Genomic DNA, 13,351 nt, shown 5'->3' with positions numbered 1-13,351 from the left:
AACGAACCGGTGGCGCGCGATCCCCGCGCGCCATTGTCTTGTGTGGAGTGGACGACGATGTCCGACGAGTCCAGGCGCCTGAGCGCCGTGTGCGTCTATTGCGGCTCATCGAACGACGCCGATCCTAGCTACATCGCTGCCGCCTTCAGTATCGGCGAAAGCTTCGCCAAGGCAGGCCTGAAGCTCGTCTATGGCGGCGGCGGCGTCGGCCTGATGGGGGCCACCGCCCGAGGTGCTCACACGGCCGGCGGCGCGGTGCTGGGGATCATTCCAAGCTTCCTGCGCGGCCGCGAACAGCCTTTCGACGACGTAGAGACCGTCGTCGTCGACAACATGCACGAACGCAAGATGATGATGTTCGAGCGATCTGACGCCTTCGTGGTGCTGCCCGGCGGCATCGGCACCCTGGAAGAAATCGTCGAACTGCTATCTTGGCGCCGTTTAGATCTTCACCAGAAGCCGATTGTGTTCCATAACCCCGGCGGTTTCTGGGATCCGCTGTTCGTCCTGATCCGTCACACGATTGATCAAGGGCTCACCCCACCCGATCTGGCGAACGCCTGGCGCGCGGTTGAGCGGGCCGAGGACGTCACCCCCGCCCTTCTGGCCTGGGATGCAGAAATCTACCAATCGGGCGCGCCAGACACGCTTCGGCGCTTGACTTAGTTTTCAAAGAAAACGAACTATGCCGAAAGGTGCGCGACGTTCCCGATCGCGCGCTCATGCGCCGGAACTCCCATCCGGCGCGGGGATAGGAGACTGTAGGAATGCGTACCGCTATTTTCGCGGGCCTGTTGGCCTGCGCGCTCGTCACGCCGGCGTTCGCCGCCGACACCGAAAGCGCATCACTCAAGCTGAAGACCCCGGCCACGAGCGAGTCGTTCATCCACGACGGTTCGGCTTGGCGCTGCACGGGCGATGTCTGCACCACCACCAAGGCCCGCTCGCTGCCCGCCGCCCGCGCCTGCCGCAAGCTGGCCGCCCAGGTCGGCGAACTGACTGCGTTCACCTATCGCGGCGCAGCGATCGAAGGCGACGCCCTGACCGACTGCAACACGGCCGCCAAGAAGGGCTGAGACCCTCTCTGAAGGCGACGATGCAAAGGCCTCCGCCTGCCCGGCGGAGGCCTTTTTCGTATCGCGAAAGCCGGCCTATTTGCGCCCCGACTTCGACGACGGGGATTTGGGCGGCTTCGAACTCTGCCGACCACCGACCAGCATGCCGCCCAAGAGGGCGAACGACAGCATCGCGTGGTTCATCTTCGATACGTTCATGGCGGCGTCTCCCAGATAGTGCCGTGAGGACCAGGAGACGCGCGCGGCTTACAGGGGCTCTCACCCTCCTAGTCGTCAGCGCGTCGTTGGGAAGAATGCGCTCAATAAGCGTCTCCGCAACCGTATTTCATCCGTGTAAAGATCATATCCGCATGCGGACGAGTCGCCGCCAGACACCTGAAACGACGTCAGCTTTTAATCCGTAGACGGCCTATATGGGCGAACGCCTTGTCGTGCTTGGCGGGCGATGAAACCCGCGTCAGCTGATCCTGAGGCGAATGGTTCAGGAGCATGGTGCATGAAAAAACCGCCCGCGTCGCCATGACGCAGGCGGCTTCAACACTTGAACCTGTTGGTCCGTAGACGCCCTTAGGCGGCCGCGTCGAACGACAGGGATTCGTAACGCTTCAGATGATGATCAACAGAGCCGAACAGGCCTTCGATCATCGTCGCGCGCTTGAAGTAGTGACCGATCGCCAGTTCGTCGGTCATGCCCATGCCGCCATGGATCTGGATGGCGCTTTGGCCCACGAACTTGCAGGCGCGACCGATGCGCACCTTCATGGCCGAGACGGCCTTGGCGCGTTCGGCGGCGCTCTCGCCAACCTTGATCGTCGCCATGTAGGTCATCGACACCGATTGCTCGACCTCGATGAACATGTCGACCATGCGGTGTTGCAGCACCTGGAAGTTGGCGATGGCGGTGCCGAACTGCTTGCGCTGCTTGGCGTAGTCCAGAGTGCCGTCGTGCAGCTTGCGCAGCACGCCCACAGCCTCGGCGCCGACGGCGGCGATGGCCTCGTCCATGACCTGTTCGACCAGGGCCAGACCGCTTTCCGAGATCAGGGCCTCGGCCGGGATCGAGACGTTCTCGAAATAGACTTCCGAGGCGCGGTTGCCGTCGACCGTCGGATAGTCGCGCGTCACGACGCCCGGCAGGCTCTTGTCGATGATGAACACGCCGACGCCGCCGGCGTCGCGCTGGGCGCCGCCCGTGCGAGCCGTGACGATCAGGTGGGTGGCGAACGGCGCGCCGACCACGACGGCCTTGTGGCCGTTGAGAACCCAGCCCGAGCCGTCCTTCTTGGCCGTCGTCTTCAGGTCCTGCCAGGTGTAGCGGGCCTGGGGTTCGGCATAGGCGAAGGCGATGGTGGTCGAGCCACCGACAATGCCCTCGATGACCGAGGCCGCGCCGGCGTAGCCCGAGTGCTTCATGAAGCCGCCGCCGATCACCACGGTGCCCAGATAGGGCTCGATCACGAGCGCCTTACCGAACTCTTCCATGATGATCATATTGTCGATGGCGCCGCCGCCCAGGCCGCCCAGCTCCTCGCTGAACGAGGCGCCGAGAATGCCCAGCTCCTCGGCGAAGGCCTTCCAGTAGTCGGCGCGCCAACCGGCGTCCGAGCTGACGATCTTGCGGCGGGTGTCGAAGTCGTACTTGTCCTGCAGGAAGCTCGCGACGGAGTCGCGGACCATCGACTGCTCTTCGGTGAAGTTGAAATCCATCCCTGGGTTTCCGTTCTTTTTGATTGTCATCCCGGCCGCAGCAAAGCGGAGCGCCGGGATCGTCAATGTCGGTGAATTGGGTGGTCCCGGGTCACGCCTCCGGCGCACCCGGGCTGACAGCCCGCGTTAGAGGCCCAGCACCATCTTGGCGATGATGTTGCGCTGGATTTCGTTCGAGCCGCCGTAGATCGACGTCTTGCGGACGTTGAAATAGGTCGGCGCGGCGCGGTGCGCGAACTCCGGACCGATCGGATGGGCGTTGTCGCCGTCCTTCGGGAAGCCCCGGAAGTAAGGCGCGCCGTAGTGACCAGCGGCCTCTAGCGCCAACTCGGTCAGGCGTTGCTGGATCTCGGTGCCCTTGATCTTGAGCACGCTGGACTCCGGACCCGGCCCGCGGCCCGCGGCTTCGCCGGCCAGGGTGCGCAGTTCAGTGTACTCCAGCGCCGTCAGGTCGATCTCGAGCTCGGCGACCTTGCGCTTGAACATCGGATCCTTGATCAGCGCGTCGCCGTCGTCGCTCAGCTCGGTCGAGGCGATCTGGCGGATCCGCTCGATGCCGCGCTTGGAGCGCGCCACACCGGCGATGCCCGAGCGCTCGTGAGCCAGCAGGAACTTGGCGCAGGTCCAACCCTTGTTCTCGTCGTAGATGCGGTTCTCGACCGGCACCTTGACGTTCTCGAACCAGACCTCGTTGACCTCGTGCTCGCCGCCCAGGGTGATGATCGGACGCACGGTCACGCCCGGCGACTTCATGTCGATCAGCAGGAACGAGATGCCTTCCTGAATCTTGGCGTTCGGGTCGGTGCGGACCAGACAGAAGATCCAGTCGCCGTGCTGGGCCATGGTGGTCCAGGTCTTCTGACCATTGACCAGGTAGTATTCCTTGCCGTCATCGCCGGTGAAGCGCTCGGCCTTGGTCTTCAGGCTGGCGAGGTCGGAACCCGCGCCCGGCTCGCTGTAGCCCTGCGACCACCAGATGTCGCCCGACAGGGTCCCCGGCAGGAAGCGTTCCTTTTGCTCGGGCGTGCCGAAGGTGTAGATCACCGGGCCGACCATGTTGATGCCGAACGGCAGGATCGGCACGCAGTCGGCGCGGGCGGTTTCTTCCGACCAGATATAGCGCTGCACCGAGGTCCAGCCCGGTCCGCCGTACTGGGTCGGCCAGGCGGGGGCCACCCAGCCCTTGTTGGCGAGAACGCGGTGCCAGGAGAGGAAATCCTCCTTGGCCATCTCCTCGCCCTCCTCCTGCTTGTCGCGCAGCCCGGCCGGATAGTTTTCGGCGATAAAGGCGCGGACCTCGTCGCGGAAGGCGAGGTCCTCGGGCGAGAAGTCGAGATTCATGGCGAGCTCCCGTTCAATCGACCCCTCGGATGGGGGTCGTTATTGCGTTTCAGGGAGCATGATATGGCTCGAACGGCCGTTTGGAAAGATGACGTTAGCGTCAACGGAAGCGAATATTATCCGCGTTCACTTAGAGGCCCCGCGAAACCGCCTATCGGACCTCGCAGGCCAGCTTGACCAGCGCCAGGGCCGAGACGCCACCAACGCCCTCTTCATCCTCGACACCGAGGCTCAAGAGCGGCTGCTTTCCCAGCTTTTCCAGCAGCTTGGCATGTCCCCTCGCCGGACTGACATGGGCGGCGAGGCAATGATCGATGGCGGTGGGCTCGACCGCCTGGACAATCGCGGCGGCGGCGCAGGCGGCATAGCCGTCCAGCAGCACCGGCGTCTTCTGCACACGCGCGGCCAGAATGGCGCCGGCCACGGCGGCGGTTTCACGGCCACCGAGTTGACGCAGGATCTCAAGCGGGTCATCGCCCATGCCCTCTTCACGCGCCCGGGCGACCGCCGCCGCGACCGGCTCAGGATCGCTTGACCAGTCGGAAGCCTCGCCGCCAAACAGCGCCAGACAGACGGCGGCGGCGGTGCGTGCAGGCTCCGCAGCGATGACGCCGGGGATCAGCAGATCAGGCTGCTTGGCCAGAGCCTCCATGCCGAACGCCATGGTGGCGGCCGCCTCCTTCTCGCTCATCGAGGCCTTGCTCACCATGTCCGGCGAAGGCCGATCGATCGCCAGGTCGAAGGCCTCCAGACCCGCGCCCTGGACACCGGCCAAGCGAGAGACGGTGGCGCCGCCGGCCGCGATCGCCTCCAGGCGCTCGCGCGCCCACCCGCGCGGACCCACACCCTGGCGCGCGCCGGCGTACAAGGCCACGACGGGTCGATTGACGGCCGGCGGCGTCTTGCCGGTCCAGGCGGTCAGCCAGGCGGCGATCTCGGCGAGCCGCCCGCCCTGCTCCAGCGCGGGCGTCGGCCCGGGCTGCGGCGGCGAGCTCGCGAGTTGGCGGATATCGGCGAAGGGAGAGACAGTCTGATCGGTCATGGAGCGGACTTAAACCGCTCGCCGCCCAAAGCAAGCCCCAGCCCCAAGCCCTTGCGCACCTGACACGGACCGGAGATGTTTGGACCATGACGACGAACGCCCAGCCACCTCGCCCCATCGTGACGCCTTGCGTGAAGGTTTGCGCGGTCGACGGCGCCTCGGGCTACTGCCTGGGCTGTCGCCGCACCTTGCCGGAGATCGCGGCCTGGGCCCGGCTCAGTGACGATGAGCGCGCCGCCATCATGGCCGCCCTCCCAGAACGCCCTGACCCGATGATCGCGCTGACGGCCGCTGCGCAAGCCGGGCGCTGACGTCACTCCCGTGATCAGACCTCGAATAGCGCCGCGAGATCCGTAGCGCGCCAGGCGCCCTTGGCGAGACCCTGCGTGCGCGTTGAACGTCGTGGAGTAGTAATCGCGAGGTCGCGCCATGCCGAGCCAACACCGACAAAAATATGCCGTCCAAATTTAGCAAATATAGATCGCAATACTAATCTTGTTACCATATTGGTAACCAACATTCAGAAATTGACGTTCCGATTCACAGATTAAAAACGCATCGCTGCTATTCATCTGGCTAACGATCGCAGAAGCGGTCTCAAAGCCTACAAGGCAGGGTGTCTTCTATGTTGAGGTTTGCGGCGATCGCATTGGTGGGAGCCCTGTCGGCGGTCGGCGCCGCCAAGGCTGTCGTCTCGCTCGACGATCTGCGCCATCCGGAACTGCGTGCGCCTTCTGCGGCGACCGCCACCCTCGGCGGAGCCGAAGGCGGCGCGGCCCAGCTGAGCAAGGACAGCGACGGCCACTTCTGGGCCCAGGGCAATGTCGACGGCAAGGCCGTTCGCTTCTTGGTCGACACCGGCGCCACCGCCGTCTCGCTAAGCCTGGCTGACGCCCAGCGCCTGGGCATCGACACCAGCCGCCTGACCTATGACTACAACGTCATCACGGCCGATGGTCGTACGCGCGCCGCCGCCGTGAAGCTGGCCAGCGTCTCGATCGCCGGCGCGCGCGTTCGCGACGTCGATGCCCTCGTCATCGAGAAAGGCCTGGAAAACTCACTTCTGGGCATGAGCTATCTGGGCCGCCTGTCGCGCTTCGAGGCCACCCAGACCTCGCTGATCCTGCACCCTTAGCCTGCTAGGCCGCTGGGGCTGACCGCTCTTCTCGAGACGCCAGCGCGGCGCGAACGGCGTCGAGCGCCCGATCCACTACGTCCAGCCCTGCGCCGGACTTAACGCCCTCGACCGTCAGGATACGGCGCCAGGCCCGGGCGCCGGGCAGGCCGTGGAAAAGGCCCAGCATGTGCCGGCTCATTGCCGCCAGATGCGTTCCGGCCGCCAGTTCCCGCGCCAGATAGGGCCGATAGCGCTCGACGGCCTCGAAGCTGTCGACGTCCGCGACATCCAGCCCGAACACGCGCCGGTCGACCTCTCCCAGCAAGCCCGCCTCATGATAGGCGGCCCGCCCCAGCATCACGCCGTCCACGCCATTGGCCAGATGCTCCAGCGCCGCATCGACGCTGGGCACACCGCCATTGATGGCAATGGTCAAGGCGGGACGTTCGCGCTTCAGACGGTAAACCAGCGCGTAGTCGAGGGGCGGAATGTCTCGGTTTTCCTTAGGCGACAGGCCCTGCAGCCAGGCCTTGCGCGCATGAACAACAAACGTGTCGATCCCCGCCGCCGCAGAGCGATCGACCAGCGTGAAGAGGCTCTCTTCGGGATCCTGGTCATCCACGCCGATCCGGCACTTCACCGTGGCGGGAACCCGTACGGCGTTCTTGATCGCCGCCATACACTCAGCGACCAGATCCGGTTCGCGCATCAGGCAAGCGCCAAAGCGGCCGCTTTGCACCCGATCCGAGGGGCAGCCGACATTGAGGTTCACCTCGTCATAGCCGTAGTCCTCGGCGATCCGCGCGGCCTGAGCCAGTTCGGCAGGATCCGACCCGCCCAATTGCACCGCCACCGGATGCTGGCCAGGGTCATAGCCGAGCAGCTTGTTTCGATCGCCATGCACCACCGCACCGCTCGTCACCATCTCGGTGTAGAGCAGCGCCCGCGACGACAGCCCGCGGTGCAGCGACCGACAGTGTCGGTCGGTCCAGTCCATCATCGGGGCGACGGAAAATCTATGAGCTTGATATTTCAGGACTTTACCCACGGAGAGACAAGGCTTTATGCGATACTAGGAGCATGAGGAAGCGCGCCAGACTGGCGGCGCTTCAACCCGCCCCCCTTCCGCGCGCCGGTTTTGCACGGATCACAGCCGCCCTTGTAGAGCAAAAGTCCGGAAATTGCCGCGAGCCGCTGTGTCGCAGAAGGGGGACGTTCGGCCTTCGCAAGGACGCAAAGGGCCGATGCGACCAATGGGCGGGTTCTGAGCTCAGACGCTCATGGCCCTGCTCCGGGCGCCGTCCACGACACCATCGCGCGAAGGCCGCCCAGATCCCCGCGGTCCATGCTCAACACCGCGCCCGAAGCCTCTGCAAGATCGCGAACGATGGCCAGCCCCAGACCGTGGCCTGGCCCGGCCTCGTCCAACCGGGCGCCGCGCGCGAGGGCCGCCTCCGCGCGGCCCTTGTCCAGCCCTGGTCCATCATCCTCGACGGTCAGGACTGCGCCCTGCCCCACCACAGCGCCTGAAATCCTGACTTGGCGGCGAGCATGACGGGCGGCGTTCTCGATGAGCGCCCCCAGCATTTCGGTGACCACGTCTTCAGAGGCCGGCGCCTTCAGATCGGCCGGAACATCAATATCGAAGATCAAGCGCTCGCCATCGGCGGTGCGTTCCAGAACGGCCACGAGGCGTTCTGCGACGGCCAGAGGCGCGGTCTCGGCGGCGAAGATGGCCTCTCGGGCGGCGGCGGCGCGAGCTCTGGCCAGCTCGGCCTCCAGCGCCGCGGCGACCGCGGCGATGGCGGCGTCCAGACCATCAGCGGCTGCGGCCGCGCCGTCTTCGCGCGCGCGGCGGCTCTGGGCCGACAGAGCGGCGAGCGGCGTTTTGAGACTGTGGGCCAGGTCGCCGGCTCGTCGGCGTGCACGGGCCAGATCAGCCTCCCGCGCTTCGGCCAAGGCGTTGATCGCCTCGGCCAGCGGCGCGATCTCGCGCGGATGATCGAGCGACATCCGGGCAGAAGGGCTTTTGCGTAGGCGAGTAAGATCCGCGCGCACGCGGGTCAGGGGCGACAGGCCCAGCACCACCTGCAAGGCTGCGGCGCCCGAGAGGACCGCCCAGAGCCCCCCCAGAAAAATGGCGAGTTCGCGACCGAACTCGCGCCGGGCGGCGCGCAACACCTTTTCGTCACTGGCGACCTGGATCAGCACGGCCGGACCGTCGCGGTCCGGTCGCACGCTGCGCTCGACCAGGAGGACGCGATCATCAAACGGCCCGGCGGCGATGCGCGAGGACCAGCCCTCAGCCGGCGCGATTTGCGGCGACTTTAGCGCCTGATCCCACAGGGAGACCGACCGCTCGCTGCCAGAGGTTGTCGAAACCTGCCAGTAGAAGCCGCCAGCGGCTTTCGACAGCCGCGGATCAGACAAGGTCGCGTCGATGACCGGCGCGCCGTTCGGCTCCAGCCGGAGACCCGCGACCAGCACCTGACCCGCGCGTGTCAGGTCGGCCGTTTCCCGACGCACGATATGACGCTCGAAAAGCCAGGTCATGGCCAGCCAGGCGACCGCCAGGGCCGCCAGGATCGCCAGCATGCCGCCGACGATCAGTCGCCATCGCAACGAGCCGCCGCTCACGCCGTCCCGCCGGCCAGCAGGTAGCCAAAGCCTCTGCGGGTTTCGATAACGTCGGCGCCGATTTTGCGGCGAAGGCGCGCCACCAGGGCCTCGATGGCGTTGGTGTCGGCGGTGTCGGCGACGCCGTAGAGCTGTTCGGCAAGCTCACCGGCCGAAACAGCCCGTCCGGGGTTGTGCGCCAGGCAGTCCAGCAGCCGGAACTCAAGCGGCGACAAGCGGATCGGCGCGCCGTCCAGGGTGGCGGACATGCGCCGCGTATCCAGGGCCAGTCGCCCCGCGCCGATCACGGGTGACGTGCGGCCCGCCGCACGGCGCACGAGGCCACGCGCGCGCGCCAGCAGTTCGCCCATCTCGAAAGGCTTGGCCAGATAGTCGTCGGCGCCGGCCTCGATGCCTTCGACCTTCTCGGTCCAGTCGCCCCGCGCCGACAGGATCAGCACCGGGAAGGCGCGGTCATTGGCCCGCCAGCGCCGAAGCACCGACAGACCGTCAAGACGCGGCAGGCCCAGATCCAGCACGACAAGCGCGTAATCCTCGACCTCGCCCTTGAAGGACGCGTCCTCGCCATCGCGGGCGATATCGACCACGAAGCCCGACGCGCTCAGCGCCTTGGCGAGGTCTGGGCCCACGACCGGATCATCCTCGACGACGAGCGCGCGCATCAATCGTCCTCAAGCTTCAGGGTCGCGCCGGTCTTGGCGTCGAGTTCCAACTCCCGGACACGTCCGTTCTTGGCCAGGATCTTGAGATCATACTTCAGGCGGCCGGGGCCGGCTTCCTCCAGCTCGACCTCGATCACTTCGCCAGGCGCTCGTTCGGCCGCGATTGCGAGAATACGGGTCAGGGGCAGCACTTCCCGGCGCAGCAACGCCTCGCGGGCGACATCGTGGTCTCTCTTCTTGTGCGCCTTGTGGTCGTCGGCGGTTGCGCTTGTCGCCAAGACGGCCGCGGCGATAGCGACGAGGGCGACAAGGGCGACGGGGAAAGATCGGGACTGGGTCATGGCGCTTAGGATTCCACAGGCATCCTGACACGCTCCTGACGCATCGCAACGCCCGAACGCTGACACCGCGCCATCGCCGGTAACCAGGCGCTGAACATCGACAAGAAAAGGCCCCGGACGCGCTTCGTCCGAGGCCTGAGGTCGCGCTCGCAGGCGGCGCTATCGTTCGGGGAGGCCCCGAAAACCGTCACCGCATGGTGGGGATGACAAAGCTCTGGTCCAGCACCGCCCCGCCCTTGGGCCAGCGCTGGGTCACGGTCTTGGTGCGGGTGTAGAACCGCACGCCGTCCATGCCGTATTGATTGAGGTCGCCAAAGCCCGAGCGCTTCCAGCCGCCGAAGCTGTGATAGGCCACCGGCACGGGGATCGGGACGTTGATCCCGACCATGCCCACCTCGACCTGGTCGGCGAACTCGCGCGCGGCGTCGCCGTTACGAGTGAAGATCGCCACGCCATTGCCGTACTGGTGGCGCGAGGCCAGCGCGATCCCCTCCTCCAGACTTTCGGCGCGGACCATCTGCAGCACCGGGCCGAAAATCTCGTCGTGATAGGAGCGACTGGTCGGCTTGACGTGATCGAACAGGGTCGGACCGACGAAGAAGCCTTCCTCGTGGCCCTGCAGCGAAAAGCCCCGGCCATCAACGACCAACTCGGCGCCTTCATCGACGCCCATCTGGATGTAACTTTCGATGCGCGCCTTGTGGGCGGCGCTGACCACCGGTCCGTAATGGGCGTCCGGATCGGTCGAGACGCCGACCCGAAGGCCGCCGATGGCCGCGACCAGCTTCTCGCGCAGGGCGGTGGCGGTCTTCTCGCCGACCGGCACGACGACCGGCAGGGCCATGCAACGCTCGCCGGCCGAGCCGTAGGCCGCACCGATAATGTCGGCCACGGCCTGATCGAGATCAGCATCGGGCATGACCAGGCCATGGTTCTTGGCCCCGCCCATCGCCTGGACCCGCTTGCCGGCCGCGCCGGCGCGCTGGAACACTGACTGGGCGATATCCGAACTGCCCACGAAGCTGACGGCCTTGATGTCCGGATGGTCGAGAATGGCCTCAACGCAGTCCTTGTCGCCGTGGACGACGTTCAGAACGCCGGGCGGCAGGCCGGCCTCGATCATCAACTCGGCCAGACGCACCGGCACGGAGGGATCACGCTCAGAGGGCTTCAGGATGAAGGCGTTGCCTGTCGCGATAGCCGGGCCGAACATCCACATCGGGATCATGGCCGGGAAGTTGAACGGGGTGATGCCCGCTACGACGCCCAATGGCTGACGCATCGAATAGACGTCGATGCCGGGACCCGCGCCCTGGGTGTACTCGCCCTTCAGAAGATGCGGGACGCCGCAGGCGAACTCGATCACCTCCAAGCCCCGCTGGATGTCGCCCTTGCTGTCGGCGATGACCTTGCCGTGCTCGGACGACAGCAGCGCCGCCAGTTCGTCCATATGGACTTCAAGCAGGCGCTTGAACTCGAACATCACCCGCGCGCGGCGCTGGGGATTGGTCGCGGCCCAGGCGGCTTGAGCGACCTTGGCGTTGGCGATGGCCGTGTTCAGTTCGCCGGCCGAGGCCAGGGCCACCCTGGCCTGGACCTTGCCGGTGTTGGGGTCGAACACCTCGCCGAAACGGCCCGAGGCTCCGTCGACCTTCTGGCCGCCGATGAAATGGGGAATGTCGCGCATCACGCGCTCCTCTCGTCGTTCTGGGGCGGCCGTTCAGGCCTGGCGCATGATCCAGTCGTGGGCGGGGTCATTGCGGAAGATCCACTTCCGGTGCGGGCCGGCCATGACGTTCAGATAGTAAAGGTCGTAGCCATGCGGCGCGCCGACCGGGTGGTAGCCGCGGGGCACCATCACGACGTCCCCGTCTTGCACGCAGACCGTTTCGTCCAGGCTTCGGTCGTCGGTGTAGACGCGCTGGAAGGCGAAGCCCTGGGGCGGGTTCAGGCGATGATAGTAGGTTTCCTCCAGCGCCGTTTCCTCGCCCTCCGCCGCGGTGTCGTGCTTATGAGGCGGATAACTGGACCAGTGGCCGCCTGGGGTGATCACCTCGACCACCAACAGGCCATCGGCCGGCGCCGTCTCGGGCAGGATGTTGCGGACAAAGCGCGTGTTGGTTCCCCTGCCCCGCGTCTCGCGTGGCATATCGCGCTCGGCGATCAGCCGCGCTTGGCCGCCCGGCTGGCCCGGCGCGCTGCACAGCGCCACCTCCACGTCACTGACAGCCGACACCGAGAAGGCGATGGCGGCCGGCACATAGACCGCACCCGGCGCCTTGTCCTCGAACACGCTGGCGCGACCACCGATCGCGCCGAAGGAGACGCCCTGGGCCGAGACTTCGGCGGTTCCGCTCATCACCACGACGCAGGTTTCGCGATCGGGATCACCGCCCTCGAAGACCGCGCCGGCCGCCAGCTTGACGACCTGGAAGCCGACATGGGTCCAGCCGGCCGAGGCGGGCGTGACCTCGAGCACCGAGCCCGTCGCGTCGGGCGCATGGGGGCGAACCAGCAGCTTGCTCATCACGCCGCCCTCAGGCCCGTTGCAGCGGCTTCCTTTTTGAGGGTCGCCAAGCCCATCTCGCCGTACTGGCGCGGATTGGCGATGGCGGGATCCTGTTCGGCCTCGACGATGATCCAGCCCGAGTAGTTGATCTCGGCCAAGGCCTGCATCACCGCCGCGTAGTCCAGGCCGCCGTCGCCGGGCACTGTAAACATGCCTGCCAGCACGCCATCCAGGAAGCTGCCGCCCTTCTGGCCGATCACCGACTGGAAGACCTCGCGGCGGACATCCTTGCAGTGGACATGGGCGACGCGCTCCGGATGGGCGCGGATCAGCGCAACCGGGTCGACCCCGCCCAGCGCCGCGTGGCCGGTGTCGACTGTCAGGCCCACCGACGGGCCGGTTGCGCTCAGAAACGCCTCCAGGTCCTGCGGCCGCTCGACCACTGTGCCCAGATGATGGTGATAGGCGAACTTCAGACCCTGGGCGGCGATGTAGTCCGCCACCTTGGTCAGACGCGCGCCGAACAGCGTCCAGCCCTCGGCGTCCAGCCGCGGCGTGGCCGATAGCGCCGTGTCGCGCGCGCCGTGGATCGCGTTGCTGGTCTCGGCATGGATGAACACCGTACAACCCATCGCCTTGAGCAGGGCCAGATGCGGCTGCAGGGCGGCGATTTCGTCCTCGGCCGAATGGGGCAGAAGATTGCCGCTGTACCAGCCGCCGACCAGGTCGAGGCCGTAGCGGTCGAGCAGCGGCTTCAGCACCGCCGGATCGCGCGGGAAAACTCCGCCCAGCTCGACGCCTTCGAAGCCGATCGCCTGGCAGTCGGCCAGCACGCTTTCCAGGGGCGTGTCCCCGCCCAGCTCGGGCATGTCGTCGTTGATCCAGGCGATGGGGCTCACGCCGAAACGGATGGTCATGG

The 13,351-nt window shown here is 66.4% G+C and carries 15 protein-coding genes; 4 read left to right on the top strand and 11 right to left on the bottom strand.

Translation table 11 applies throughout. From position 1 onward, the window contains the following. Window positions 1–57: 57 nt before the first annotated feature. Both CVUC_RS18395 and CVUC_RS18390 read left to right on the top strand, forming a co-directional pair. On the top strand, window positions 58–666 hold the full coding sequence (locus tag CVUC_RS18395) for a TIGR00730 family Rossman fold protein (protein ID WP_012640203.1): 609 nt from the start codon (window positions 58–60) through the stop codon (window positions 664–666). Between the two features lie 101 nt (window positions 667–767). Beyond that, a complete protein-coding gene (locus tag CVUC_RS18390) occupies window positions 768–1,076 on the top strand; it encodes a CC_3452 family protein (RefSeq protein ID WP_096032955.1) in 309 nt (102 codons plus the stop codon). Window positions 1,077–1,151: 75 nt separating this feature from the next. Here the strand turns inward: CVUC_RS18390 and CVUC_RS18385 are convergent, their stop codons facing one another. The 4 genes from CVUC_RS18385 to CVUC_RS18370 all read right to left on the bottom strand — a co-directional run bounded on the left by CVUC_RS18385 (window position 1,152) and on the right by CVUC_RS18370 (window position 5,166). Continuing rightward, complete coding sequence (locus CVUC_RS18385) at window positions 1,152–1,289, bottom strand: hypothetical protein (RefSeq protein WP_024265696.1); 138 nt, start codon at window positions 1,287–1,289, stop codon at window positions 1,152–1,154. A gap of 354 nt (window positions 1,290–1,643) precedes the next feature. Next, on the bottom strand, window positions 1,644–2,783 hold the full coding sequence (locus CVUC_RS18380) for an acyl-CoA dehydrogenase family protein (RefSeq protein WP_096032954.1): 1,140 nt from the start codon (window positions 2,781–2,783) through the stop codon (window positions 1,644–1,646). Between the two features lie 126 nt (window positions 2,784–2,909). Next, the gene (locus CVUC_RS18375) at window positions 2,910–4,124 is read right to left on the bottom strand and encodes an acyl-CoA dehydrogenase family protein (RefSeq protein WP_010919187.1); all 1,215 of its coding nucleotides are present in this window, start codon (window positions 4,122–4,124) and stop codon (window positions 2,910–2,912) included. A gap of 151 nt (window positions 4,125–4,275) precedes the next feature. Then, window positions 4,276–5,166, bottom strand: coding sequence for a nicotinate-nucleotide--dimethylbenzimidazole phosphoribosyltransferase (locus tag CVUC_RS18370; protein ID WP_096032953.1), 891 nt, complete (start codon window positions 5,164–5,166; stop codon window positions 4,276–4,278). 86 nt (window positions 5,167–5,252) lie between these two features. Between CVUC_RS18370 and CVUC_RS18365 the strand changes: the two genes are divergently transcribed. Then, a complete protein-coding gene (locus CVUC_RS18365; RefSeq protein ID WP_010919185.1) occupies window positions 5,253–5,477 on the top strand; it encodes a DUF1289 domain-containing protein in 225 nt (74 codons plus the stop codon). Window positions 5,478–5,782: 305 nt separating this feature from the next. Further along, window positions 5,783–6,301 carry a TIGR02281 family clan AA aspartic protease gene (locus tag CVUC_RS18360; RefSeq protein WP_010919184.1) on the top strand — a complete coding sequence of 173 codons (519 nt, stop codon included), beginning with the start codon at window positions 5,783–5,785 and terminating at the stop codon, window positions 6,299–6,301. Between the two features lie 4 nt (window positions 6,302–6,305). On the opposite strand, the gene dusA is transcribed toward CVUC_RS18360, so the two are convergent. The 7 genes from dusA to iolE form a co-directional block, all read right to left on the bottom strand. Next, window positions 6,306–7,331 carry a tRNA dihydrouridine(20/20a) synthase DusA gene (dusA, locus tag CVUC_RS18355; RefSeq protein WP_096032952.1) on the bottom strand — a complete coding sequence of 342 codons (1,026 nt, stop codon included), beginning with the start codon at window positions 7,329–7,331 and terminating at the stop codon, window positions 6,306–6,308. 230 nt (window positions 7,332–7,561) lie between these two features. After that, complete coding sequence (locus CVUC_RS18350; RefSeq protein ID WP_164468100.1) at window positions 7,562–8,920, bottom strand: sensor histidine kinase; 1,359 nt, start codon at window positions 8,918–8,920, stop codon at window positions 7,562–7,564. Then, window positions 8,917–9,585: a response regulator transcription factor gene (locus CVUC_RS18345; RefSeq protein WP_012640199.1), complete on the bottom strand. Its 669-nt coding sequence runs from the start codon at window positions 9,583–9,585 to the stop codon at window positions 8,917–8,919. The genes CVUC_RS18350 and CVUC_RS18345 overlap by 4 nt, the downstream gene beginning before the upstream one ends. After that, window positions 9,582–9,923, bottom strand: coding sequence for a PepSY domain-containing protein (locus tag CVUC_RS18340; protein WP_024265694.1), 342 nt, complete (start codon window positions 9,921–9,923; stop codon window positions 9,582–9,584). Before CVUC_RS18340 ends, CVUC_RS18345 begins: the two co-directional genes overlap by 4 nt. Window positions 9,924–10,110: 187 nt before the next feature. After that, window positions 10,111–11,610 carry a CoA-acylating methylmalonate-semialdehyde dehydrogenase gene (locus tag CVUC_RS18335; protein WP_010919179.1) on the bottom strand — a complete coding sequence of 500 codons (1,500 nt, stop codon included), beginning with the start codon at window positions 11,608–11,610 and terminating at the stop codon, window positions 10,111–10,113. Window positions 11,611–11,643: 33 nt separating this feature from the next. Next, complete coding sequence (iolB, locus tag CVUC_RS18330) at window positions 11,644–12,453, bottom strand: 5-deoxy-glucuronate isomerase (RefSeq protein WP_164468099.1); 810 nt, start codon at window positions 12,451–12,453, stop codon at window positions 11,644–11,646. Continuing rightward, entirely contained in the window at window positions 12,450–13,349 is a 900-nt protein-coding gene (iolE, locus tag CVUC_RS18325; RefSeq protein WP_096032950.1) for a myo-inosose-2 dehydratase, read from the bottom strand. The genes iolB and iolE overlap by 4 nt, the downstream gene beginning before the upstream one ends. Between the last annotated feature and the right edge of the window lie 2 nt (window positions 13,350–13,351).

The sequence above is a fragment of the Caulobacter vibrioides genome (assembly GCF_002858865.1).
In the GTDB taxonomy this organism is placed as follows: domain Bacteria; phylum Pseudomonadota; class Alphaproteobacteria; order Caulobacterales; family Caulobacteraceae; genus Caulobacter; species Caulobacter vibrioides.
This window is presented reverse-complemented; position numbering and strand designations above follow the sequence as displayed.

Bases quoted from the DNA above. Each gene is read 5' to 3' on its own strand.
- CVUC_RS18375 (WP_010919187.1), bottom strand. From the start codon at position 4,124: ATGAATCTCGACTTCTCGCCCGAGGACCTCGCCTTCCGCGACGAGGTC.
- CVUC_RS18380 (WP_096032954.1), bottom strand. From the start codon at position 2,783: ATGGATTTCAACTTCACCGAAGAGCAGTCGATGGTCCGCGACTCCGTC.
- CVUC_RS18395 (WP_012640203.1), top strand. From the start codon at position 58: ATGTCCGACGAGTCCAGGCGCCTGAGCGCCGTGTGCGTCTATTGCGGC.
- CVUC_RS18390 (WP_096032955.1), top strand. From the start codon at position 768: ATGCGTACCGCTATTTTCGCGGGCCTGTTGGCCTGCGCGCTCGTCACG.
- CVUC_RS18340 (WP_024265694.1), bottom strand. From the start codon at position 9,923: ATGACCCAGTCCCGATCTTTCCCCGTCGCCCTTGTCGCCCTCGTCGCT.
- CVUC_RS18335 (WP_010919179.1), bottom strand. From the start codon at position 11,610: ATGCGCGACATTCCCCATTTCATCGGCGGCCAGAAGGTCGACGGAGCC.
- CVUC_RS18370 (WP_096032953.1), bottom strand. From the start codon at position 5,166: ATGACCGATCAGACTGTCTCTCCCTTCGCCGATATCCGCCAACTCGCG.
- CVUC_RS18365 (WP_010919185.1), top strand. From the start codon at position 5,253: ATGACGACGAACGCCCAGCCACCTCGCCCCATCGTGACGCCTTGCGTG.
- iolE (WP_096032950.1), bottom strand. From the start codon at position 13,349: ATGACCATCCGTTTCGGCGTGAGCCCCATCGCCTGGATCAACGACGAC.